23 protein-coding genes are annotated in these 23,401 nt (G+C 56.9%); 10 read left to right on the forward strand and 13 right to left on the reverse strand.

The annotated features are described in order from the left end of the window. Nucleotides 1-175: 175 nt before the first annotated feature. Together parC and IAE50_RS04560 are read right to left on the reverse strand one after the other, a co-directional pair. Nucleotides 176-2,434, reverse strand: a complete 2,259-nt coding sequence (gene parC, locus IAE50_RS04555) for a DNA topoisomerase IV subunit A (protein ID WP_200579699.1) — start codon at nucleotides 2,432-2,434, stop codon at nucleotides 176-178. A 118-nt stretch (nucleotides 2,435-2,552) separates the two neighbouring features. Beyond that, complete coding sequence (locus IAE50_RS04560) at nucleotides 2,553-2,960, reverse strand: YgiW/YdeI family stress tolerance OB fold protein (RefSeq protein WP_054803380.1); 408 nt, start codon at nucleotides 2,958-2,960, stop codon at nucleotides 2,553-2,555. A gap of 145 nt (nucleotides 2,961-3,105) precedes the next feature. On the opposite strand from IAE50_RS04560, the gene qseB reads away from it, so the two are divergent. The 4 genes from qseB (at nucleotide 3,106) to IAE50_RS04580 (ending at nucleotide 6,145) form a co-directional block, all read left to right on the forward strand. After that, nucleotides 3,106-3,765, forward strand: a complete 660-nt coding sequence (gene qseB / locus IAE50_RS04565; protein ID WP_200579700.1) for a quorum sensing response regulator transcription factor QseB — start codon at nucleotides 3,106-3,108, stop codon at nucleotides 3,763-3,765. Continuing rightward, complete coding sequence (gene qseC / locus IAE50_RS04570) at nucleotides 3,762-5,114, forward strand: quorum sensing histidine kinase QseC (RefSeq protein WP_200579701.1); 1,353 nt, start codon at nucleotides 3,762-3,764, stop codon at nucleotides 5,112-5,114. Before qseB ends, qseC begins: the two co-directional genes overlap by 4 nt. Before the next feature lie 106 nt (nucleotides 5,115-5,220). Continuing rightward, nucleotides 5,221-5,802: an NAD(P)H-dependent oxidoreductase gene (locus IAE50_RS04575; RefSeq protein WP_023480904.1), complete on the forward strand. Its 582-nt coding sequence runs from the start codon at nucleotides 5,221-5,223 to the stop codon at nucleotides 5,800-5,802. Between the two features lie 28 nt (nucleotides 5,803-5,830). Beyond that, nucleotides 5,831-6,145, forward strand: a complete 315-nt coding sequence (locus IAE50_RS04580) for a putative quinol monooxygenase (protein WP_023480887.1) — start codon at nucleotides 5,831-5,833, stop codon at nucleotides 6,143-6,145. A gap of 63 nt (nucleotides 6,146-6,208) precedes the next feature. Here the strand turns inward: IAE50_RS04580 and IAE50_RS04585 are convergent, their stop codons facing one another. From IAE50_RS04585 to IAE50_RS04595, 3 genes are read right to left on the reverse strand one after another with little or no spacing between them, the layout of a single operon-like run. Beyond that, nucleotides 6,209-7,396, reverse strand: coding sequence for a glycoside hydrolase family 88 protein (locus IAE50_RS04585; RefSeq protein ID WP_200579702.1), 1,188 nt, complete (start codon nucleotides 7,394-7,396; stop codon nucleotides 6,209-6,211). 37 nt (nucleotides 7,397-7,433) lie between these two features. Next, entirely contained in the window at nucleotides 7,434-8,693 is a 1,260-nt protein-coding gene (locus tag IAE50_RS04590) for an oligosaccharide MFS transporter (RefSeq protein WP_023480794.1), read from the reverse strand. A 57-nt stretch (nucleotides 8,694-8,750) separates the two neighbouring features. Beyond that, nucleotides 8,751-10,577 (reverse strand): DUF2264 domain-containing protein, encoded by a 1,827-nt coding sequence (locus IAE50_RS04595; protein ID WP_200579703.1) that lies wholly within the window; start codon nucleotides 10,575-10,577, stop codon nucleotides 8,751-8,753. A gap of 165 nt (nucleotides 10,578-10,742) precedes the next feature. On the opposite strand from IAE50_RS04595, the gene IAE50_RS04600 reads away from it, so the two are divergent. From IAE50_RS04600 to IAE50_RS04610, 3 genes are read left to right on the forward strand one after another with little or no spacing between them, the layout of a single operon-like run. Next, entirely contained in the window at nucleotides 10,743-11,618 is an 876-nt protein-coding gene (locus tag IAE50_RS04600) for an AraC family transcriptional regulator (RefSeq protein WP_200579704.1), read from the forward strand. Nucleotides 11,619-11,668: 50 nt separating this feature from the next. Next, on the forward strand, nucleotides 11,669-11,917 hold the full coding sequence (locus IAE50_RS04605; protein ID WP_200579705.1) for a type II toxin-antitoxin system Phd/YefM family antitoxin: 249 nt from the start codon (nucleotides 11,669-11,671) through the stop codon (nucleotides 11,915-11,917). Further along, nucleotides 11,907-12,188: a type II toxin-antitoxin system RelE/ParE family toxin gene (locus IAE50_RS04610; RefSeq protein WP_054803376.1), complete on the forward strand. Its 282-nt coding sequence runs from the start codon at nucleotides 11,907-11,909 to the stop codon at nucleotides 12,186-12,188. The genes IAE50_RS04605 and IAE50_RS04610 overlap by 11 nt, the downstream gene beginning before the upstream one ends. Nucleotides 12,189-12,349: 161 nt before the next feature. Here the strand turns inward: IAE50_RS04610 and parE are convergent, their stop codons facing one another. Genes parE through nudF form a run of 5 tightly spaced genes read right to left on the reverse strand, consistent with a single transcriptional unit; the run spans nucleotide 12,350 to nucleotide 16,760 of the window. After that, on the reverse strand, nucleotides 12,350-14,242 hold the full coding sequence (gene parE, locus IAE50_RS04615; RefSeq protein WP_042717986.1) for a DNA topoisomerase IV subunit B: 1,893 nt from the start codon (nucleotides 14,240-14,242) through the stop codon (nucleotides 12,350-12,352). A gap of 39 nt (nucleotides 14,243-14,281) precedes the next feature. Next, on the reverse strand, nucleotides 14,282-14,857 hold the full coding sequence (yqiA, locus tag IAE50_RS04620) for an esterase YqiA (RefSeq protein ID WP_200579706.1): 576 nt from the start codon (nucleotides 14,855-14,857) through the stop codon (nucleotides 14,282-14,284). Further along, nucleotides 14,857-15,684: a 3',5'-cyclic-AMP phosphodiesterase gene (gene cpdA, locus IAE50_RS04625; protein ID WP_076769222.1), complete on the reverse strand. Its 828-nt coding sequence runs from the start codon at nucleotides 15,682-15,684 to the stop codon at nucleotides 14,857-14,859. Before cpdA ends, yqiA begins: the two co-directional genes overlap by 1 nt. Before the next feature lie 24 nt (nucleotides 15,685-15,708). Further along, nucleotides 15,709-16,131, reverse strand: coding sequence for a DUF1249 family protein (locus IAE50_RS04630; protein ID WP_023480711.1), 423 nt, complete (start codon nucleotides 16,129-16,131; stop codon nucleotides 15,709-15,711). After that, nucleotides 16,128-16,760, reverse strand: coding sequence for an ADP-ribose diphosphatase (gene nudF / locus IAE50_RS04635; protein ID WP_023480789.1), 633 nt, complete (start codon nucleotides 16,758-16,760; stop codon nucleotides 16,128-16,130). The genes IAE50_RS04630 and nudF overlap by 4 nt, the downstream gene beginning before the upstream one ends. A 206-nt stretch (nucleotides 16,761-16,966) precedes the next feature. On the opposite strand from nudF, the gene tolC reads away from it, so the two are divergent. From tolC to IAE50_RS04650, 3 genes are all read left to right on the forward strand, one after another. After that, nucleotides 16,967-18,406, forward strand: a complete 1,440-nt coding sequence (tolC, locus tag IAE50_RS04640; RefSeq protein ID WP_094422134.1) for an outer membrane channel protein TolC — start codon at nucleotides 16,967-16,969, stop codon at nucleotides 18,404-18,406. Nucleotides 18,407-18,550: 144 nt separating this feature from the next. Beyond that, the gene (locus tag IAE50_RS04645; RefSeq protein WP_054803016.1) at nucleotides 18,551-19,231 is read left to right on the forward strand and encodes a DUF1190 family protein; all 681 of its coding nucleotides are present in this window, start codon (nucleotides 18,551-18,553) and stop codon (nucleotides 19,229-19,231) included. 5 nt (nucleotides 19,232-19,236) lie between these two features. Then, nucleotides 19,237-20,397 carry a glutathionylspermidine synthase family protein gene (locus tag IAE50_RS04650; RefSeq protein ID WP_200579707.1) on the forward strand — a complete coding sequence of 387 codons (1,161 nt, stop codon included), beginning with the start codon at nucleotides 19,237-19,239 and terminating at the stop codon, nucleotides 20,395-20,397. A 49-nt stretch (nucleotides 20,398-20,446) separates the two neighbouring features. Here the strand turns inward: IAE50_RS04650 and IAE50_RS04655 are convergent, their stop codons facing one another. From IAE50_RS04655 to IAE50_RS04665, 3 genes are read right to left on the reverse strand one after another with little or no spacing between them, the layout of a single operon-like run. Continuing rightward, on the reverse strand, nucleotides 20,447-21,733 hold the full coding sequence (locus IAE50_RS04655; protein ID WP_042717980.1) for a TRAP transporter large permease: 1,287 nt from the start codon (nucleotides 21,731-21,733) through the stop codon (nucleotides 20,447-20,449). 18 nt (nucleotides 21,734-21,751) lie between these two features. Then, nucleotides 21,752-22,261 (reverse strand): TRAP transporter small permease, encoded by a 510-nt coding sequence (locus IAE50_RS04660; protein ID WP_094422138.1) that lies wholly within the window; start codon nucleotides 22,259-22,261, stop codon nucleotides 21,752-21,754. Between the two features lie 53 nt (nucleotides 22,262-22,314). Continuing rightward, nucleotides 22,315-23,292: a TRAP transporter substrate-binding protein gene (locus IAE50_RS04665; protein ID WP_200579708.1), complete on the reverse strand. Its 978-nt coding sequence runs from the start codon at nucleotides 23,290-23,292 to the stop codon at nucleotides 22,315-22,317. Between the last annotated feature and the right edge of the window lie 109 nt (nucleotides 23,293-23,401).

Consider the following 23,401-nt stretch of genomic DNA (forward strand, 5'->3'; position numbering starts at 1 on the left):
AGCGTAAATCCGCTGATGCTGGCTGCGCCTCGCTGACCGCCATGCGGTCCGGGCTTGTGTTATACGGCCTTTAAAAAGAACGTATTGTTAATCGCAATCTGCGAATAAACAACGTCTTTACGGGAAATTTCTAAGAAATATCTCCCCGCGCGCGGCGGGGAGAGGATGATGAAGATTACTCTTCGCTATCGCCCGCGCCCGGACGGGTCGGCGCGTCGATCTCTATGCGGTCAATTTTCTGCAAACCGCGCATCAGCGTACCGCGACGTCCGCGCTCGCCATGCACTTTTTGCAGCTCTTCCGGACGCAGTTTGATCTTGCGTTTGCCGACGTGGAGCGTCAGCGTGCTCTGCGGCGGCAGCAGGCAGAGATGCGCCAGCGCGTCGCTCCCTTTCGCCGCATCAGCGGACGGAATGCCGATGATTTTGTTGCCTTTGCCTTTCGAGAGCTGCGGCAGATCGCTGACCGGGAACATCAGCATGCGCCCGGCGGCGGTGATCGCCAGCAGCATATCGTCGTCGTGCTCGATGGCAATCGGTGCCATCACGCGCGCGTTCTCCGGCAGGTTGATCAGCGCTTTACCGGCACGGTTACGGGCAATTAAGTCATTGAAGGTACAGACGAAACCGTAACCGGCATCGGAGGCCATCAGCAGCTTCTGATCTTCATTGCTCATCATCATATGCTCGACCGTTGCGCCCGGCGGCAGCGTCAGCTTGCCGGTGATCGGCTCGCCCTGCCCGCGCGCTGACGGCAGCGAAATCGGGTCGACGGCATAGCTGCGCCCGGTGGTATCGATAAACACCACCGGCTGGTTGCTCTTGCCCTTCGCCGACGCTTTCCAGCTGTCGCCCGCTTTGTAGCTCAGACCCTGCGCGTCAATATCATGCCCTTTGGCGCTGCGCACCCAGCCCATCTGCGACAGCACGATGGTAACCGGCTCTGACGGCAGCATATCGTGCTCGCTCATCGCTTTGGCCTCTTCGCGCTCGTGCAGCGGTGAGCGGCGATCGTCGCCGAAAGCGGTGGCATCGGCCTGCAGCTCTTTTTTCAGCAGGGTGTTCATCTTGCGCTCGGATGCGAGGATCGCCTGCAGCTGATCGCGCTCTTTTTCCAGCTCGCTCTGCTCGCCGCGGATCTTCATCTCTTCCAGTTTGGCAAGGTGGCGCAGTTTTAACTCAAGAATGGCTTCCGCCTGGGTTTCGCTGATGCCGAAACGCGACATCAGTACCGGCTTCGGCTCATCTTCGCCGCGGATAATCTCAATCACTTCGTCGATATTGAGGAACGCCACCAGCAAGCCTTCAAGGATATGCAGGCGCTTGAGCACTTTCTCCAGGCGGTGATTCAGGCGGCGGCGCACCGTATCGCGGCGGAAGGTCAGCCATTCGGTGAGGATCTCCAGCAGGTTTTTCACCGCCGGGCGACCATCGAGGCCAATCATATTGAGGTTGATGCGGTAGCTCTTCTCCAGATCGGTGGTGGCGAAGAGGTGGTTCATCACCTGATCCATATCGACGCGGTTGGAGCGCGGCACCACCACCAGGCGGGTCGGGTTTTCGTGGTCCGACTCATCGCGCAGGTCATCGACCATCGGCAATTTTTTATTGCGCATCTGGCTTGCGATCTGCTCCAGCACGCGCGCGCCGGAGACCTGGTGCGGCAGCGCGGTGATCACCACGGCGCCATCCTCTTTTTTCCACACCGCGCGCATACGCACGGAGCCGCGACCGTTCTGGTAGATTTTGCGGATTTCCGCACGCGAGGTGATGATCTCTGCTTCGGTCGGATAATCCGGCCCCTGGACAATATCCAGCAGCTCATCGAGGGTGGTTTTCGGCTGGTCAATTAGCGCCATCGCCGCGTTGGCGACTTCGCGCAGGTTGTGCGGCGGAATGTCCGTCGCCATACCGACTGCAATCCCGGTGGTGCCGTTCAGCAAAATGTTCGGCAGGCGGGCAGGCAGCATTTTCGGCTCCTGCAACGTACCGTCGAAGTTCGGCACCCACTCAACGGTGCCCTGCCCCAGCTCGCTCAGCAGCAGCTCGGCATATTTCGACAGGCGGGATTCGGTATAACGCATGGCGGCGAAGGATTTCGGATCGTCCGGTGCCCCCCAGTTCCCCTGGCCGTCGACCAGCGGGTAGCGATAGGAGAAGGGCTGCGCCATCAGCACCATCGCTTCGTAGCAGGCGCTGTCGCCGTGCGGGTGGTATTTACCCAGAACGTCGCCCACGGTACGGGCGGATTTCTTGAACTTCGCGCTGGCGCTCAGCCCCAGTTCAGACATTGCGTAGACGATGCGACGCTGAACGGGTTTCAGGCCATCACCGATAAACGGCAACGCACGATCCATGATGACGTACATGGAGTAGTTCAGGTATGCGTTTTCCGTAAATTCATGCAGCGCAAGGCGCTCTGCCATATCGCTCATTAATCGTGATTCCTCAACGTATGCGCCCACCTTTTCGGCGGCAATATTGCCGCAGATACTACCCTATCTGCGGCGAGGAGTCATAGCGATGCGCGATTTTTTCACGAGCGGTCAGCGCTTACTGACCGACTTTGCGGATCTCTTTTACGTCGATCTCAACGGAGTTCCAGTCTTTGTCCACTTCACCCTGGATTTCGACCTTATCCTGCGGTCCGACGCTCAGCCCTTTCCAGCGTTTCTGGTCAATATCGACATTGATAGTGCCGGTGGCATCTTTGAAGGAGTAGGTATCATCTGAGATGCGCTCAACGATGTTCCCGCTAAGCGTAACCCACGCATCATCGCGCAGGGATTTTGCGCTCTCAACGGTCGCTTTACTGCCGTTTGGCCCGGTAAAGCCGCCGCCCTGCTGAGAGGTGGTTTGTTGTTGTGCCGCGCCCGGGCCGGTAAAACCGCCCTGATTAGCAGCAAATGCCGGTGCGGCGCAGAGTGCGAGAACAGCGGTGATAGCAGCAAATTTTTTCATCTTATCTCTCCCTTTTTGTTGGTAAGGCTCCATTAAGCCAGCCACTTCTTAACAACTTCTTAAGGCGTAAAAAGATTATTTTTCGCTGTACAACGCCCGCTGCGAGCGGGTTAACTGCCTCCAGGCCTGAGTACACGGAGAGAGTATGCGAATTCTGCTGATAGAAGATGATGCGCTGATTGGTGATGGTCTGAAGGCTGGCCTTGGCAAAAAAGGCTTCACCGTTGACTGGTTTACCGACGGCAAGCTCGGCAAAGCGGCGCTGTTTGCCGCCCCTTATGACGCGGTGATCCTCGACTTAACGCTGCCGGGACTTGATGGGTTAACCATCCTGCGCGACTGGCGCGAGCAGAAGCGCAGCGAGCCGGTGCTGATCCTAACCGCCCGCGACGCCATCGAGCAGCGGGTCGAAGGGCTGCGGCTCGGTGCTGACGATTATCTCTGCAAACCCTTTGCGTTAGTGGAAGTGGCCGCCCGGCTGGAGGCGCTGATTCGCCGCACCCACGGCCAGGCGCAAAGCCTGCTGCGCCACGGCCAGGTCACCCTCGACCCGGTAAGCCTGGTCGCCACCTTTCATAACGAGAGGCTGGTGCTGAAACCGAAAGAGTTCGCCCTGCTGGAGCTACTGCTGCGCAACGTCGGGCGCGTGCTGCCGCGAAAAGCGATTGAAGAGAAGCTCTACAGCTGGGATGGCGATGTCTCCAGCAACGCGGTGGAGGTGCATGTGCACCATCTGCGCCGCAAGCTCGGCAGCGACTTTATCCGCACCGTTCACGGCATCGGCTACACCTTAGGAGAGGCATGAAATTTACGTTTCCCCATAGCCTGCGGCTGCGTCTGACGCTGCTCTTTTTACTGCTCTCGCTGGCGGCCTGGCTCTGCGCCAGCGTCGTCGCCTGGCAGCAGACGCGCGACAAACTCGACAAGCTGTTTGATACCCAGCAGATGCTGTTCGCAAAACGCCTGAGCGTGATGAAGCTCGATCAGCTGCAAAGCGCCGCGCCGCAGGTGACTAAAAAGAAGATTAAGCATGGCCATCTTGATGATGACGTACTGGCCTTCGCCATCTACTCCACCGACGGCAAACTGCTGCTACACGATGGCGACAACGGGCGCGATATCCCCTACAACTGGCGTCGCGATGGCTTTGATGATGGGCAACTGCGCGATGATGACGATAAGTGGCGCTTTTTGTGGCTGACCGCGCCCGGCGGTGAGTACCGCATTGTGGTCGGCCAGGAGTGGGAGTATCGCCAGGAGATGGCGCTGGAGATCATCACCTCACAGCTGACCCCGTGGCTGGTGGCGCTGCCATTAATGTTGTTACTGTTAATCGCCCTGCTGACCCGTGAACTGCGGCCATTAAACAAGGTTGCGCTGGCGCTGCGTTCACGCGCCCCGGATCGCGCCGATGCGCTGGAGACCCGCGGCGTGCCCGGCGAAGTACGCCCGCTGCTGGATGCCCTCAACCAACTCTTTGCCCGCACGCACACCATGATGCTGCGCGAGCGGCGCTTTACCTCCGACGCCGCCCATGAGCTGCGCAGCCCGCTGGCGGCGCTAAAAGTGCAAACGGAAGTCGCACAGCTCTCCGATGACGATCCCACCCCCACCGCGCGCGCCAGAGCGCTTAGCCAGTTGCACCTCGGGATCGATCGCGCAACGCGGCTGGTCGATCAGCTGTTAACCCTTTCGCGCCTCGATTCGCTGGAGCATATGGAGGATGTTGAGACGCTGGAGCTGGATGCGCTGCTGCAATCGGCTGTGATGGAGACCTACCACAGCGCGCAGCAGGCGGGAATGGATATCCGCCTGCATCTGAACACCCACGGCGTGCGCCGCCAGGGCCAGCCGCTGCTGCTTAGCCTGTTAATACGCAACCTGCTGGATAACGCCATCCGCTACAGCCCGCCGGGCAGCGTGGTGGATGTCACCCTTGAAGCCAACAGCCTGAGCGTGCGGGATAATGGCCCGGGCGTCAGCGACGAGGCGCTGGCGCGGATTGGCGAGCGCTTCTATCGCCCGCCGGGGCAGAGTGAAACCGGTAGCGGGCTGGGGTTATCGATTGTCCAGCGTATTGCCGCTCTGCATCAGATGCAGGCCACCTTTGCTAATCATCCGGAGGGCGGTTTTATCGTTACTCTGCGCTGGTAGCGGGATTATTGCTTATTGCGCAAAAGTCTTTGCCATTATTGCCAATTTAATCGCCCCGTTGATGCGGATAGAATCGCCGACAAACGTATTTATCCGGGAACAAAAAATGAGCAATATTCTGATCATCAACGGTGCGAAGAAATTCGCGCACTCCAATGGCGAACTGAACGATACCCTGACCGACGTTGCGGCCAGCTTCCTGCGCGATGCCGGGCATGAGGTGAAAACCGTGCGTACCGACGGCGAGTACGACGTTAAAGCGGAAGTGGAGAACTTCCTGTGGGCCGACACGGTGATCTGGCAGATGCCGGGCTGGTGGATGGGCGCGCCGTGGACGGTGAAAAAGTATATGGATGATGTCTTTACCGAAGGCCACGGTTCACTCTATGCCAGCGATGGCCGTACCCGCTCCGATGCGGCGAAAAAGTATGGCTCCGGCGGGCTAATCCAGGGCAAAACCTACATGCTGTCGCTCACCTGGAACGCGCCAATCGACGCCTTTACCGATAAAGAGCAGTTCTTCCACGGCGTCGGCGTTGACGGTGTTTACCTGCCGTTCCATAAAGCGAACCAGTTCCTCGGTATGGACGCATTACCGACATTTATCGCCAATGACGTGATCAAAATGCCGGACGTCCCGCGTTATATTGCAGAATATCGCAAGCATCTGGCGGAGATTTTTGCTTAACTGTAGCTGGACTTAAAAGGAGTAAACCATGTTGACAGTAGTAGCAGAGATCCGCACTCGCCCTGGGCAGCACCATCGCCAGGCCGTGCTTGATGAGTTCGCGAAAATTGTACCGGTTGTGCTGCAAGAAGCAGGCTGCCACGGCTATGAGCCGCTGATCGACCACGCCGCTGGCGTCAGCTTCCAGACGACCGCACCGGATTCCATCACAATGGTTGAGCGTTGGGAAAGCGTGGCGCATCTTGAAGCGCACCTGCAAACGCCCCACATGAAAGCGTGGAGCGAAGCAGTAAAAGGCGATGTCCTTGAGACCCATATCCGTATTCTCGAATCGGGTCTGTAACAGCCTTCCCCTCACCGCCAGGCGGGGGGAGAATACTCAGGCCGGCGCTTGCCGGCCCTTTGTTTACCAGTACAACTTCCAGCTCAGCGAGAAACGCGCCAGCGCTTCAACATAGAAGTAATCCCCCCAGCTTGCACACTCATTCACCCCTTTATTGCTCGACAGATGGTAGACCGAGTGCTTGAGCAGACCGTTGGTCGCCTCCTGCTTGCCCGCCAGATAGTGCTTACTCAGCGATGACATAATGCGCATCGCCCACTGCTGGTAATGGGCGCGATCCGGATCGGTTACCGGCAACTGCTTAACCAGCTCCAGCAAGCCGCAAACCGCAATCGCCGCCGATGAGGAGTCGCGCAACGCCTCGGTGCCCACCAGCGCCAGATCCCAGTGGCAGACCGCATCTTCCGGCAGGCGGTTAAGGAAGTAGTTCGCCAGCCGTTTTGACAGCGCCACCATCTCTTTATCGCCGGTGTAGATATAGCTCAGCAGGAAGCCGTAAATGCCCCACGCCTGGCCGCGCGACCAGCAGGAATCATCGGCGTAGCCCTGCTGGGTGTTGCCATAACGCGGCGCGCCGGTCTGCACATCCATATAGTAGGTGTGAAAGGTGGAGGCATCTTCGCGGATAAGGTATTTCGCCGCCTGGCGCACGTGGGCTTCGGCGGCATCGGCAAAGCGCCGGTCGCCGGTTTGCTCCGTCGCCCAGTAGAGCAGCGGCAGGTTCATATTGCAGTCGATGATCATCCGCCCGGCCTGGGCAGGATCGGTCAGATCGCCCCACGCCTGAATGATCTGCGCTTTTTCATGAAAGCGCTCCAGCAACGCTTCGGCCGCCAGTAGCCCAAAGCCGCGCGCATCGCGATTGCCGGTTAAGCGCCAGGCCGCTACGCAGGAGAGCGTGTATAAAAAGCCGAGATCGTGCGTGTTGGTGTCTTCCCGTCCGGCGATGCGCAGGCCAAAGGAGCGCACGTGGCGCTCGGCCAGCGCGCGAAACGTCTCATCGCCGCTCATCTCCCACGCCAGCCACAGCTGCCCGGTCCAGAAGCTGGTGGTCCACTCGACGTTGCCGGTGAGCGGATAAAAGCCGTCGACGCAGGTCTCTGCCGGGAACTGCTCGCCGAACTCGGTTAAATGACGGCGAATCAGCTCAAGGGTATGGCTACGCGCAGAGTCCAGCTCATCTTTAAAGGCTTGCACATCGGGCGCAGCCGGGCATGGGCGTAACGTTTCCTCGTTGATTTTACTTAACATTGTTCGGTTCCTTCTCTGTTCGATAATCGGATAGCCATTACCCTGCCGTTTTCGCATCCAGCGTGCGGGCTTGCCGCCATTTGCTCTGGCAGGCAGACAGGGTAAACAGGGAGATAAAGGTAAAGGTCAGCGCAATCGCGCCCATGATGATGTAGGTGTGTTCAAAGCCGATGCGGTCATACAAAATCCCGGCGGGCGACGAGACCACCACATTGCCGACGTAGAGCATCGCCTGGTAGCCCAGCAGATACATGGTGGCATTAACGCGTTTATCGAAATGCTCGGCGATATATTTAAATACCGACACCAGCAGCAAACAGATTTCGAGACCGTAGAGCGGTTTGAGGATCGAAATAAGCAGATGCGATTCGCACAGCCCGGAGATAATTAACCGCGCGCCGACAATCAGGCCGACAATTAATAACCCGCGCTTGGCACCAATAAAGTTCACAAACAGCGGGATGACCATATACATGACAAATTCCATGCCCGACTGCACGGTGCCCAGATAACCAAACACCGCATTGCCTTCATGCACATCGTCAAAGAAGGTGACGAAGTAGCGTGAGAACTGCTGCTCGGCGATAAACATCATCCACGCGACACCGGCGACATAGAGGCAGAAGGCCCAGAATTTGCGGTTGCGTAGCAGCGCATAGACATCGGCAGGCGCGATCTTCTCTTTGGTCAGCACTTCACCCGCGTGGGCGGAGTGGACATTCACTTTCAGGCTCAGCAGCACCGCCAGCATGATCAGTGACGCCACAGAACCCATGATGAAGTTGTAGGCCGGAGAGAGGTTAAACAGCAGGCCGGAGAAAGAGGAAGCCACCGCCCAGCCCAGCGATCCCCACATGCGAATCTGCCCAAACTCCATGCCGTTTAAGCGGCTGTAACGGTCGGTATAGGATTCGCACGCCGCCACGCCCGCATACCACGCGAAGCTTAAATAGATAGCGCCAACAATAATCCCGACCAAGGTGTTGGACATTAACAGCGGCTGATAGACATAGATAAAGAATGGCGCCATTAAGGCTGACATCAGCACGACAAAATAGAGCAGATATTTGCTCATGCCGATTTTATCCAGGATATAGCCATAAATCGGTTTCAGAATAACGGAGAAGATACCGTTAACGGCAAAGACTGTGCCGATCACCGTCCCGCTTAAATTGGCTTTTTGTCCCAGCCAGATCGCCAGCAAACCAATGCTCGCCGACCAGGTAAAAAAGTAGAGAAAGATAAAGGTGCTGATTTTGTAATATTCAGTTTTATTATTTATGGTGATTTTTTCCATACTATCCTCGACGAAAGCATGTAGGGTTCAGCGTTATTTCCCGGCCAGCGCCGGGCATCAAAGTGCAATCTCGATACGGTTTTTCTGCCCCGGTTGATGGATCACCAGCGCGTTATTGTTGATAAGTAATTCCGGTAAGAGCGGGTTAAATGCCAGTTCGCAGGTTGCCGCCTGCACGGCACACGCCAGCCACTGCTGGCCTGCAGCAATCTCTGTGCGCAGCACCGGAATGGAGGCACAGGGCGAAAACATGATGCTGCTGTTGGGCGGTGTGACGACGCTATCCGCCTCGCGCGGAACATCGGCGAGCAGATTGAAAATGCCGCTCACACCATTGTCAGCGACCACCAGGCTGCCGTGTTGCTCAGCGCGATGGGGCGCTTTCAGCACCGCAAAGCCCCCTTCCACACTGGTGAGCGCGCGGGCGGTGTCGATGCGGTGAACGCGCAGATGCCACTCGCCGCAGGGGATGAGCCAGGTGGCGATCTGCACGTCATGCCACGGCGACCAGCGGGAGAAGATCGCCTGTTCGCTTATCACCACTTCGTCGCACTCGCGGCGGCCGCGAAAGTAGTTATCCCCTTCACTCAGCAGCAGCATTGAGTCGCAGGCGGCATGCTTGATGCCATAACGCCCGCGCTCGATGGTGAAACCAAAGCGGCTGGAGTAGGCAAATTTGGTGTATTTCGCTTCGGTATTGACGTAGTTGTTCAGCTCCAGTTGTCCGGCGGTCAGCATCCAGACGTGCTTTGACTCTTCGCTGTGCACAATAAGCTGCCCGGCAGGGGCAATTACGCGCTGCGCGTTGAGCCGTGGTAACGGCTGCTCTTCGGCATGCCAGAAGGGGTGAGAGGCGGGCAGCGCGAGGATCAAGAAGACCTTCAGCGCCCAGTAGGGCGAGCCGGGTGAGTTGTAATCCTCGCACATCGCCAGATTCGGGTAGGCAAAACCGAGCGTCAGAATGCCGTCGCGATCGAAGATAGGTTGTTTAAGCCACCAGCGCAGGTGGCGCAGGATCACGCCTTTTACCACGCCCGGCGTCAAGACCGGCAGGTCAGCAAAGGCGACGGCGCTCCAGAAGGCGACCATCGCAAAGCGATAGGTGAGGCTGCGGCCAAACGGCACTGACTCCCCTTCTGCCGCCGACATATAGATAAAGTCCTCGGCAAAGAGGCTGGCGCGCTCGCGAATGGTTGCCGCGCGCGGCGCATCCTCTTCGCCGTTTAGCGCAGCATAGATCAGGCCGTAAAAATGAAACGCCATCGAGATGTAGTAATCTTTTGGCCGGCCGGGGCCGTCGGAGTACCAACCATCGCCAAGATAGTAGGCATCCATCATTGCGAAGCGGCATTCAATCGCCTGCGCATCCCACGGCAAACCGGCGCGTTTGAAGCCCAGTTGCACCATGATGGCGAAGAAGTTCCAGTTGCTGTCGGGCATTTCCGCTTCGGTGATCTGGTTAAGCCAGCGGTAGAGGTTTTCGGTTTCCTGCGCACTGAAGTTGAGCGTGAATTTATCACCCAGCAGCGCCAGCCCGAGACCGTAGGCCGCCATCTCCACCAGCCGCTGGTCGTATGCCACGGTGTCGCCCCAGTAGCCGCTATCCTGCGGATCGGTGCCGCGCTTGATCGCCGCCAGATATTTCTCGCTGAAGGTTTGTGCATCGCCGCCCGCCATGAGCGGGAAGAGCCCCCACAGCGCGCGGGATAGCCCCTCCATTTCAGCAATCTCATCGCTGTAGTGGGCGCTGGTAGCACCGAGGGAGAATTGCGCCGCACCGGCCGGAAATTGTTTATCCAGCGCGTCGAGCATGGTAGTCAGCGCGCTGACCACCTCGTCGCGGGATGACAATGGATTTGATTTTTTCTCGTGCGCCGCCTGCATAACCTTTCCTCCCCTGATGTGTGGCAGAAGAATAGTTAATGAACAGCGCGGGGAAATGTTACCTCTGTCACACCGCCGTAACTTCTCTGAACCCCTTATTGAGAAAATTTAAAACCGTGGTTTATAAATGGCTACAGGGAAGTAAAAATTGAGATTGATTGCACCATGACTTCAGGCTTGCAGACAGAGCGGCTGGAACTCATTACCCTCAACGACGCGATAGTGTCGTTTAGCCGCCTTTACGCCAATACCGTGCGTTACCACCACTGGCATCAGTGCCTGGAAGTGCTCTATGTTGAAGAGGGTTTTGGCGTGGTGATTGTTGATAATCGCCACTACACCATGCGGCCCGGCAGGCTCTTTTTCTTCCCGCCCTTTACCCTGCACCGGGTAATGGTGGATGAGCAGGCGCAGGATTGTTATCGCCGCACCATTATCCATGTCGATCACCATGTGGTGCTCAAACACCTGCGCGATTTTCCGCATAATCACCAGCGTTTACAGCGCCTCTCCTTACGCGGCGGCGCGGCGGTGGTGATGGACGCGGCCGATATCCATCCCCATATCGATCATCTGTTTAGCTGTTATGGGAAGCTGGCGGAGAACCGCAGCCTGAATGTCGAGCAGGTCGCCTGCTTGCTGCTGAATCTGCTAAGTATGTTACCGGAGGATATTGAGAAATTACCGGAAGAGCAGAGCGGGATCGCCACGCCGGTGATGTTCTGGCTGCAGGAGAATTACCGGCAGAAGTTTAGCCTGCAACGGCTCGCCGGGGATCTTGGCAAATCACGCAGTTATGTCTCGCGCCGCTTTCATTACGAGACCGGGGAGCCGATCCATCAATATTTAAACACCCTGCGTCTGCGCAAAGCGTGCGACTCGCTGCTTCACACACCGCTCAGCATCCGCGAGATCGCCCTTGATGTCGGGTTTTCCGATGTGACCTATTTTATTAGCGCGTTTAAACGCGGCATCGGCGAAACGCCGTTGCAGTACAGGAAGAATCATCGCAACGAACAAGCCCTTAAAAAGCACCTTTAAAAGCACTTTTTAATGCACCATAATGGCCTCTCTTTGACAGGAGAACGACTATGCCATTCCAGATTCTGACGACCACCGCAGCCAGCATCACCGAACTGAAACGTGACCCGATGGGGACATTTAATGCCGGGGAAGGCGCGCCGGTTGCCATTCTTAATCGCAATGAACCCGCGTTCTACTGCGTCCCGCCCGCGCTCTATGCACGCCTGATGGAGCTGCTTGAAGACGAAGAGCTGGGGCGCATTGCGGACGAGCGTGCTGATGAACCCACCATCGAGGTCAAGCTTGATGACCTATAAGCTGGCGTTCAACGTATCGGCATTAAAGGAGTGGAAGAAGCTGGGAAGCACCGTTCGCGAGCAGTTCAAAAAGAAGCTTCAGGAGCGGCTCGAAAACCCGCGCGTCCCGGCAGCACAGCTCCATGGGCGCAAAGATCAGTACAAAATTAAGCTACGCGGTGCGGGATACCGGCTGGTCTATAAAGTCGAAGAGGAGATCATCACCGTGACGGTGATCGGTGTGGGCAAACGCGAGAACGATGAGATCTATACAGCCACACGCTTCAGGTAAGATGCACAACATGCCGGATGGCGGCTTGCGCCTTATCCGGCCTACATAAAACCCGAAGAGTTATAGCTGATTGCCGGGCCTGGTTGGGTACATTTCGGCATACATAAAACTGAAAGCGCTGACCAGGCCCGGTAAACGAAGCGCCACCGGGCATGACGGGTTTAGGCTTCGATCTCCGCCGTATCGCCCTTCTCTTGCAGCCAGTTGCGTCGATCTTCCGAGCGCTTCTTGGCCAGCAACATATCCATCATGGCGTCGGTCTGCTTGTCATCTTCATCGCTGATGATGAGCTGCACCAGGCGGCGCGTATTCGGATCGAGCGTGGTTTCACGCAGCTGCATCGGGTTCATTTCGCCCAGCCCTTTAAAGCGCTGTACGTTCGGTTTGCCCTTTTTGCGTTTCAGTTGCTCCAGCACGCCGGTTTTTTCCTCTTCCGTTAACGCGTAATAGACCTCTTTGCCGAGATCGATACGGTAGAGCGGCGGCAGCGCAACGTAGACGTGACCGTTTTTCACAAGCGTACGGAAATGTTTCACAAACAGCGCGCAGAGCAGCGTGGCGATGTGCAGGCCGTCGGAGTCCGCATCCGCCAGAATACAGATCTTGCCGTAACGCAGCTGGCTGAGATCTTCGCTGTCCGGATCGATACCGATCGCCACCGAAATATCGTGCACCTCCTGAGAGGCCAGCACTTCATCGGAGGAGACTTCCCAGGTATTAAGGATCTTCCCCTTCAGCGGCATGATCGCCTGAAACTCGCGATCGCGCGCCTGCTTCGCCGATCCGCCCGCGGAGTCCCCTTCCACCAGGAAGAGTTCGGTACGCGAGAGATCCTGCGCGGTGCAATCCGCCAGCTTGCCGGGCAGCGCCGGGCCGCTGGTGAGCTTTTTACGCACCACTTTTTTGGCGGCGCGCATGCGGCGCTGAGCGCTGGAGATCGCCATCTCCGCCAGCATTTCCGCGGTCTGAATATTCTGGTTCAGCCACAGGCTGAAGGCATCCTTCACCACGCCGGACACGAACGCCGCGCACTGACGCGAGGAGAGACGCTCTTTGGTCTGCCCGGCAAACTGCGGATCCTGCATTTTGACCGACAGCACGTAAGCGCAGCGATCCCAGATATCTTCCGCCGAGAGCTTCACGCCGCGCGGCAGGATATTGCGGTATTCGCAGAATTCGCGCATCGCATCGAGCAGGCCCTGACGCAGGCCGTTAACGTGGGTACCGCCCTGCATGGTCGGGATCAGGTTAACATAGCTTTCGGTCAGCAGCTCGCCGCCTTCCGGCAGCCAGAGCAGCGCCCAGTCCACCGCTTCCGTTTCGGCGGAGAAGTTGCCGATAAACGGTTTTTCCGGCAGCGTCGGCAGCCCATTTACCGCTTCGCTCAGGTAGTCGTTCAGACCATCCTGGTAGCACCAGCGCTGCTCGGCGTTATTCACATTGTCTTTAAAGACAATCTCAACGCCCGGGCAGAGCACCGCTTTCGCTTTCAGCAGATGCATCAGGCGGGAGACGGAGAAGCGCGGGCTGTCGAAGAAGGATTCATCCGGCCAGAAGTGCACGCTGGTGCCGGTATTGCGCTTACCGCAGGTGCCGATCACTTTCAGATCCTGCACCTTGTCGCCATTCTCGAAGGCGATGCTGTAGACCTGGCCGTCGCGTTTGACGGTCACTTCCACACGGCGTGACAGGGCGTTAACCACCGAAATGCCGACGCCGTGCAGGCCGCCTGAGAACTGGTAGTTTTTGTTGGAGAATTTACCGCCCGCGTGCAGGCGGCAGAGGATCAGTTCGACGGCAGGAACGCCCTCTTCCGGGTGGATATCCACCGGCATGCCGCGTCCGTCGTCGATAACTTCCAGCGACTGATCGGCGTGAAGAATGACCTCCACGCGCTTCGCGTGGCCCGCCAGCGCTTCATCCACGCTGTTATCAATAACTTCCTGCCCCAGATGGTTAGGGCGCGTGGTATCGGTATACATCCCCGGACGGCGGCGAACCGGCTCAAGCCCGGTGAGTACCTCTATGGCATCAGCGTTATAGGATTGCGTCATGGTGTATTCGTAGATAGTGATCGCATCGTTTCCGGCGGCTTATTCAAGCCCAAGGAAATCGATAATCTGTGTGAAATGTTTCTCAAAGCCCGTGAAGGCGTGATTTCCGCCCTCTTCAACTGTCTGGCGGCAGGCATCGTAATAGGCCACCGCCTGGCGGTAATCGAGCACTTCGTCCCCGGTTTGTTGCAGCAGCCAGATCAGATCCGGCGCCTCAAGCGGTTCAACTTGCATCACTTTGAGCTCGTAAATATGGCGAGACTCTAGCACATATTGCTGCCCTGTGTAGGGGTTCTCGTTAGGGCCAAGATAATCCGCCAGCAATTCAAACGGCCGTACAGCCGGATTGACCACCACTGCCGGTAACATAAAGCATTGCGAGAGCCAGGTCGCCAGATAACCGCCGAGCGAAGAGCCGACAATACCGAGCGTTTTTCCACCCCGTGCAAGCACCAGCGACTCCAGCATCTCTGCGGCTTCGGCCGGATAGGGCGGCAGCTGCGGCACCACCATTTCAATATGCGGATGATGCTGTGCGACCCATTGCGCCAGCTGCGTCGCTTTGCCGGAGCTGGGCGAACTGTTGAAACCATGTAGATAAAGAAGCGTTGACATCAATAGCCTTCTGAGGCGGTATCGGGTCTGAATTCGCTCCCCGCCAGACGGCACACTTCGGTGTGCAGCGTTCCGTCAGGGTAGAGATCCAGCCAGCGCCAGCCTGGCGCGATAGTATCCAGCGTGAAGCTGGCGCAGTGCGGCTTAAACTGCACGCAGGTCGACGGCGTCGCCAGCAGGCGGCGGCCATTCCAGTCGAGATCGAGTTCCTGGTGGATATGCCCGCAAAGCAGCGTGCGCACCTGCGGAAAGCGTTGCAGCACGTTATCCAGCTCCGCGGCGTTGCGCAGGCTATGCTGATCGAGCCAACTGCAGCCGGACGGCAGCGGGTGGTGGTGTAGAAGCAGTAACGTGTGGCGCTGCGGGCTGTCGGCGAGTTTTTTCTCCAGCCAGTCGAGCTGAAATTCGCTTAGCTCACCGTGCGGAACGCCGAACACCTGGCTGTCAAGCAGCAGGATTTGCCACTGCTCACCGACAAATACACGTTTCGCGGAGGAGATCCCCGCATCCTGCAGCGCGCTGTACATGGCAGGTTGAAAATCGTGATTGCCCGGCAGCCAGACGCAGGGTGCGTCGAAGCTTGCGATACCTTCAGCAAAGTGCTGATAAGCCGCAGCGGTATGATCCTGCGCCAAATCGCCGGTGGCGACGATCAGATCGCACGAACGCTGCTGAGCCCGGATCGCATTCAGTACCGCCTGATAGCTCTCCCAGGTGTTTACTCCTAACAGCGTTTCATGCTTTTTGGCGAACAGGTGAGAATCGGTTATTTGTAATACCCTGACTCTGGACTCACTCCCCAGAGAGAGGTTTAACAGGCTTTCCAAATGGTGTCCTTAGGTTTCACGACGCTAACAAACCGGAATCGCCATTGCTCCATGTGCTAAACAGTAACGCAGCCAGTCGGCCAGAAACTGATTAATTTGATGCTTTTCGTCGCGTTGATGCAACTTTTTATTGGGGTAATCATAACGCGCTTTAAATCGAAAGATCTGCTGGCTCGAACACACTTCGGCCACCATCGCATCGTGATACAGGCGCACTGTCATTGAGGGCAGGCTCCAGTAGCTGACGGCAGGCGCGGTCTGTTCAATCTCCACAAGCGTAGTGTAGCGGGTGGATTCAACAATCGTTAATCGGTACTGCGCATTGGTCACCTGATAACTTACCGCTTCGCCCGCCTCATCATTACGCGGTAGCAGGCGGCGCAGCTGGGCGAAATTGGTCTCGCACAGGCGCATCATTTCTGGGAAGTCAGGTGTGTAACGCTTCATTTTTTCCACTCGTTTTGTAAGCTCTCATAATGCAGCTGCAGCCATTGCAAGGCGATGACAGACGCTGCGTTGTCAATTGTCCCCTCTTCTACCCACTGGTAAGCCTGTTCCCGGCTCACCACATGAACACGAATATCTTCGTTTTCATCCACCAGACCATGAATACCTGAGGCCTGTGTGGCATCCACTTCACCAACCAGTACGGCAGTGCGCTCGCTGGTACCGCCCGGGCTTGCCAGGTAGCTCAGCATCCTCTTCACGCGTCCGACCGCTAAACCGGCCTCTTCATCCGCTTCACGCCGTGCGACCTCTTCGTCCGACTCGCCCACTTCGATCATGCCGGCAACCATCTCCAGCAGCCACGGCGTGTCGCTGGTATCAAAAGCTGCAATGCGAATCTGTTCGATCAGCACGACTTCGTCGCGCACAGGGTCATAGGGTAGCAAGACTGCGGCGTGACCGCGTTCAAAAATTTCACGCTGCACTTCGCCGCTCATTCCGCCATTAAAAAGACGATGGCGAAAACGATAGCGAACAAGCGAAAAAAAACCGGTGTAGAGCGTTTCCCGTGCAATAATTTCTACATCATTTTTTGTGAAAGTGACGATGGATGAGTCTGGCTTATTCATTGGCGGTATCTCATATGAAGTGATGATAAATCGGTGGATTTTCAAGCCTGTTTTACGCGTGTTTCAAGCGCTATGTGTTAGATTGATGCAAATTTATGCCGATGGCACGTTACGCCAAGCTTTCGCGGTGCGTACTTCTGGTAGAATCTGCGATTATTTTTCCAATTTAGATCAGCGCTAGTACTGCTTCACAACAAGGAATGCAAATGAAGAAATTGCTCCCCCTCTTTATCGGCCTGAGCCTGACCGGTTTCAGTGCGATGAGCCAGGCAGAAAACCTGTTACAGGTTTATCAGCAGGCGCGTTTAAGCAACCCGGATCTGCGTAAATCCGCCGCCGACCGCGATGCCGCCTTCGAAAAGATTAATGAAGCGCGTAGCCCGTTACTGCCTCAGCTTGGTTTGGGGGCAGACTACACCTATACCAACGGCTTCCGCGATAGCCAGGGCGTCGATTCCAACGTGACCAGCGGTTCACTGCAATTAACGCAGACCATTTTTGATATGTCGAAATGGCGCGCGCTGACTTTACAGGAAAAAACAGCCGGGATTCAGGATGTCACCTGGCAGACCGACCAGCAGACGCTGATGCTGAACACCGCTACCGCCTACTTCAACGTGCTGAGCGCCATCGATACGCTCTCCTACACCGAAGCGCAGAAGCAGTCTATCTATCGCCAGTTAGATCAAACCACCCAGCGCTTTAACGTTGGCCTGGTCGCCATCACCGACGTGCAGAACGCCCGCTCACAGTATGACACCGTGCTGGCGAACGAAGTTTCGGCGCGTAACGCACTGGATAACGCCGTAGAGACGCTGCGCCAGGTGACCGGTAACTACTACCCGGAGCTGGCGTCGCTGAACGTCCAGAGCTTTAAGACCGACAAACCGCAGCCGGTGAACAACCTGCTGAAAGAAGCGGAAAACCGCAACCTGACGCTGTTGCAGGCGCGTTTGAGCCAGGATCTGGCGCGCGAGCAGATTCGTCAGGCGCAGGATGGTCACTTGCCGACCCTGAATTTGACTGCCTCTTCCGGCGTGTCGAACTCCTCCTACAGCGGTTCCAGAACGCGTAACAACTCGCAGTTCAGCGACTCCGACGTTGGTCAGAACAAAGTTGGCCTGAGCTTCTCACTGCCGCTCTACCAGGGTGGTCAGGTAAACTCGCAGGTCAAACAGGCGCAATTTAACTTCGTGGGTGCCAGCGAGCAGTTGGAGAGCGCGCACCGCAGCGTAGTACAAAACGTTCGCTCCTCCTTTAATAACGTCAACGCCTCGATCAGCAGCATCAACGCCTATAAACAGGCGGTGGTCTCTGCGCAGAGCTCCCTTGATGCGATGGAAGCGGGCTACTCGGTCGGTACACGCACCATTGTTGACGTGCTGGATGCCACCACGACGCTCTACAACGCGAAGCAGCAGCTCTCAAGTGCTCGTTATAACTACCTGATTAACCAGCTTAATATTAAGCAGGCGCTCGGTACGCTGAATGAGCAGGATCTGGTTGCGCTTAACGGTGCGCTGGGCAAATCCATCTCTACTGCGCCAGAGAGCGTGGCACCGGAGAACCCGGAGCAGCAGGCTAAGGTTGAGAACTTCGGCGCGGGTGCACAACCTGCCGCCGCACGCACCGGCCTGACCCGTTAAACACCCGCAATAGATCACGGGGGCACACAGCCCCCGTTTTTACGTAAGGCAACGTAAAGGCCTTCTCGCCTCGCTTTAACTTCGCCCCCCCATCCTCTATCCTGATTGTTTTATTCATGCCTTTGGGTCCACAGGAAGATAACAATGAAACGGACAAAAAATATTAATCATGCGACGTTCCGCAAAAGCTGGAGCGCACGTCATTTAACGCCTGTCGCGCTGGCGGTCTCCGCCGTATTTATGCTGGCAGCCTGTGAACAAAATGACGAAACGGTTTCCATGTACCAGAACGCCGACGACTGCTCCTCGGCGAATCCGGGTAAAAGCGCGGAGTGTAAAGCCGCGTACAACAATGCTTTAAAAGAGGCCGAACGTACCGCGCCGAAATACGCCTCACGCGAGGATTGCGTGGCGGAGTTTGGCGAAGGCCAGTGCCAGCAGGCACCCGCGCAGGCAGGCGTAGGCGCGGCGGGCACAGAAAACCAGGCGCAGAACCAGTCCAGCGGCAGCTTCTGGATGCCGCTGATGGCCGGTTACATGATGGGCCGCTTAATGGGCGGCGGCGCGGGCTTTGCTCAGCAGCCGCTTTTCAGCTCGCGTAACCCGGCAAGCCCGGCTTACGGTCAATACACCGACGCCTCCGGTAAAGGTTACGGTGCAGCGCAGCCGGGCCGTACCGCAACGGTGCCTAAAACCGCGATGGCGCCGAAACCGGCCACCACTACCACCGTAACCCGCGGCGGCTTTGGTGAATCGGTCGCCAAACAGAACACCATGCAGCGCAGCAGCGCCTCCGGCACCTCCAGCCGTTCAATGGGTGGCTGACGTCGATGGAAAGAATCAGCATTAGCGAGCGCCCGGACTGGCGCGAAAAAGCAGCGGAGTACGGCTTTAATTTTCACACCATGTATGGCGAGCCCTACTGGTGTGAAGATGCCTACTACAAACTGACGCTCGCCCAGGTTGAGAAACTGGAGGATGTCACCGCCGAGCTGCACCAGATGTGCCTGCAGGTGGTAGAGAAGGTGGTTGCCAGCGATGAACTGATGACCAAATTCCGCATTCCAAAACACACCTGGGGCTTTGTGCGCCAGTCGTGGGCCACGCATCAGCCTTCGCTCTATTCACGTCTCGATCTCGCCTGGGATGGCATCGGGGAGCCTAAGCTGCTGGAAAACAATGCCGACACGCCGACCTCGCTGTATGAAGCGGCCTTCTTTCAGTGGATCTGGCTCGAAGATCAGCTCAACGCCGGCAACCTGCCGCAGGGCAGCGATCAGTTCAACAGCCTGCAGGAGAAGCTCATCGCACGCTTTGCAGAGCTGCGCGAGCAGCACGGCTTCCAGCTGCTGCACTTCACCTGCTGCCGCGATACGGTAGAAGATCGCGGTACCGTGCAGTATCTCCAGGATTGCGCGGCCGAAGCGGAGCTGGCCTCTGAGTTTCTCTATATCGAAGATATTGGCCTCGGTGAAAAGGGGCAGTTTTCCGATCTGCAGGATCAGGTGATTGGCAACCTCTTCAAGCTCTATCCGTGGGAATACATGCTGCGCGAAATGTTCTCCACCAAGCTGGAAGATGCCGGCGTGCGCTGGCTGGAGCCGGCCTGGAAGAGCATCATCTCCAACAAGGCGCTGCTGCCGATGCTGTGGCAGATGTTCCCGGATCACCCTAATCTGCTGCCAGCCTGGTTTGCCGATGAAGATCATCCGCCGATGGAGAAGTATGTGGTGAAACCGATCTTCTCCCGTGAAGGTGCCAACGTCTCGATCGTTGAGAACGGCAAAACCGTCGAGTCGGTGGAGGGCCCGTACGGCGAAGAGGGGATGATCGTGCAGGAGTTCTACCCGCTGCCGAAGTTTGGCGACAGCTATACGCTGATTGGCAGCTGGCTTATTAACGATCAGCCTGCCGGTATCGGCATCCGCGAAGATCGGGCGCTGATCACCCAGGATCTCTCCCGCTTCTACCCGCATATCTTTGTCGAATAAGTAAAAACCCGGCCCTCAGCGCCGGGTTTTTTATTCTCTCAGGCCCAGCTTACATCACGCCAAACAGCTTCGGCAGGAAGAGCGAGATGGCCGGAATATAGGTCACCAGCATCAACACCACGAACAGGATGGCGTAGAAAGGCAGCATCGCCTTCACCACCTGCTCGATCTTCTGTTTACTCACCGCGCTGGCGACAAACAGCACCGATCCCACCGGCGGCGTAATCAACCCAATCCCCAGGTTGACCAGCATGATCATACCGAAATGCACCGGATCGATGCCCAGCGCATTGGTCACCGGCAGCAGTACCGGCGTCAGGATCAGGATCAGCGGCGCCATATCCATCAGCGTGCCGAGCAGCAGCAGCATGATGTTAATGCACATCAGAATCACATACTTGTTGTCAGAGAGCTGGGTAAACGCCTCAGTGATGCGGCCCGGCAGCTGCATATAGGTCATTACCGCACCGAAGGCCGAGGCGAAGCCAATCAGGATCATCACGATAGTGACGGTTTTCACCGTGCGGTACATCAGCTTCGGCAGCTCGGACCATTTGTAGTCACGATAGATAAACATGGTGACGAAAAAGGCCCACAGACAGGCGATCGCCGCTGATTCGGTGGCGGTGAAGATGCCGGAGAGAATGCCGCCCATGATGATCACCACCGTCATCAGCCCCCACAGCGTATCGGCAAAGATCTTTAACGCCTGGCGAAACGGCACCCGCTCCCCTTTTGGGTAACCGCGCTTGTGGGCAAAGACCACGCACATCACCATCAGGGTAAAACTGAGCAGCAGGCCTGGCAAAATCCCGGCGATAAACAGCGCCGCGATGGAGACAGTACCGCCCGTTGCCAGCGAGTAGATCACCGAGTTGTGGCTGGGTGGCGTGAGGATCGCCTGCACCGATCCGCTGGCGGTAACGGCGGCAGCGAAATCGCGCGGGTAACCCTTTTTATCCATCTCCGGGATCATTACCGAGCCGATCGAGGCGGTATCTGCCACCGACGATCCCGAAATGGCACCGAAAAAGGTCGAAGCGACGATATTCACCAGCGACAGGCCGCCGCGGATAAAGCCGACAAAGATATAGGCAAAGTTGACCAGCCTGCGGGCAATGCCGCCCTCCGCCATAATCGCCCCGGCCAAGATAAAGAACGGGATCGCCAGCAGTGAGAATTTATTCACGCCGTTAGTCAGTTGGATCATCACCGCTTCCAGCGGAATATCGATATACCACGCGCCGAGTACCGCGCTAATGCCGACCGCATAGGCGACCGGCACGCCAATCGCCAGCATAATGGCGAGCGTAAAGACCAGAATAAATGCATCCATAAAGGTTCCTTACCGGAGTCAGCTCGACGAGCCGAGCATCACCACCGGACGGTGGTACTGCGCGCCAAAAAGCATCTTCTCGACAATAAACAGAAGGGTGATCGCAGAGCCTATCGGCAGCGGTAAATAGCTCTCTCCGGCGGTAAAGAGCGGGAACTCGGCCACCGGCTGCTCCCACAATTCGGCGCACAGCGTCGCGCTGTACCAGAGGATAAAGAGGCTGATCGCCATCAGCATCAGATCCGCCAGCAGGAAACAGACCTTACGCAGCGGTTCGCTTAAGCGGTCGGTCATCATGGTGACGGCGATATGCGATCCGGCACGGTAGCTCACGGCAGCGCCGATAAAGGTAAAGGTCACCATGCAGATGATCGCCACCGGCTCCGGCCAGGAGAGCGCGCTGTTCAACACATAGCGGGCGAAAATCCCCACGGGGATAATCGCCACCATCACCAACAGCGCCAGACCGGCCACCCACATCGAGAGGCGATAGAGAATATCCATTAACAACGAATAGCGTTCTGCCATAACGGTTTTCCCGGTAGAAGTCGCAAACGGGCAGGCAAACCTGCCCGGCCAGCTTACTGCACGTCCTGAATACGCTTAATCAAATCCTGGTGCGCATTGCCGTACTTATCGCGTACCGACTGCGTGGCATCGTAGAAAGCTTTGGTGTCGATGTCGTGGAACTGCACGCCGCCCGCTTTCATCGCCTGCAGCGACTTCTCGTTATAGGCTTTCCACAGCTCGCGCTGCTCCACCTGCGCCTCTTTCGCCAGCTTCAGGATCAGCTCCTGATCCTCTTTTTTCAGCTTATCCCACTTGGCTTTTGAGAAGAGAAACAGCTCAGGAATAATGAAGTGTTTGCTCCAGGTATAGTTCTTCACTACCGGCAAATAGTTGTGCGCCACAAAGGTCGGCGGGTTGTTCTCCGTGCCATCAATCACTCCGGTTTGCATGCCGCTGAAGACTTCACTCACCCCCATCGCCACCGAGTTCGCCCCCATCGCTTTCAGGGTATCAAGAGCAATCGGGCTGCCCTGAACGCGGATTTTCATCCCCTTCAAATCTTCCGCTTTAGTAACTGGCGCTTTGGTAATCAGGTTGCGCGTGCCGGCATCCATCCAGCCGAGGAAAATCAGCCGCGATTTGCTGCTCGCAGAGAGCCGGTTGCCAATCTCCTGGCCAATCATGCCGTCGAGCACTTTGTGCATATGATCTTCATCGCGAAAGATGTAGGGCAGCGTGAAAACGTTAATCTCTGGCAATATCGCCGCCACTGGCGTCATCGAGACGCGAATGATATCGATAGCGCCGATTTGCGCCTGCTCAATCACCTGTTTCTCATCGCCTAATACGCCGCCGGGAAAGGTTTTAATTTCCAGCCGGCCATCGGTAGCTTTACTTAATTTCTCACCCATATGTTTTACCGCCACGACATTGGGGTAATCCGCCGGATGAACATCGGCGGCGCGAAACGTTTGTGCGAGCGCGGTATGCGACATAAAGAGCAGAGCGGAACCGATCGAAAAAGTCAGAAAACGTTGTGCAGAATTCATATTGCCGGATCTCCAGAGGTTTAATTTTTGGCACAGTCAAAACTGCCGCGAGCAGAAAGCACGTGGCTGGGAGTCGAGAGTGGTTATGGGTATGAGAGCAGGACAATCA

It is taken from the genome of Kosakonia sp. S42 (assembly GCF_016624785.1).
GTDB lineage: Bacteria > Pseudomonadota > Gammaproteobacteria > Enterobacterales > Enterobacteriaceae > Kosakonia > Kosakonia cowanii.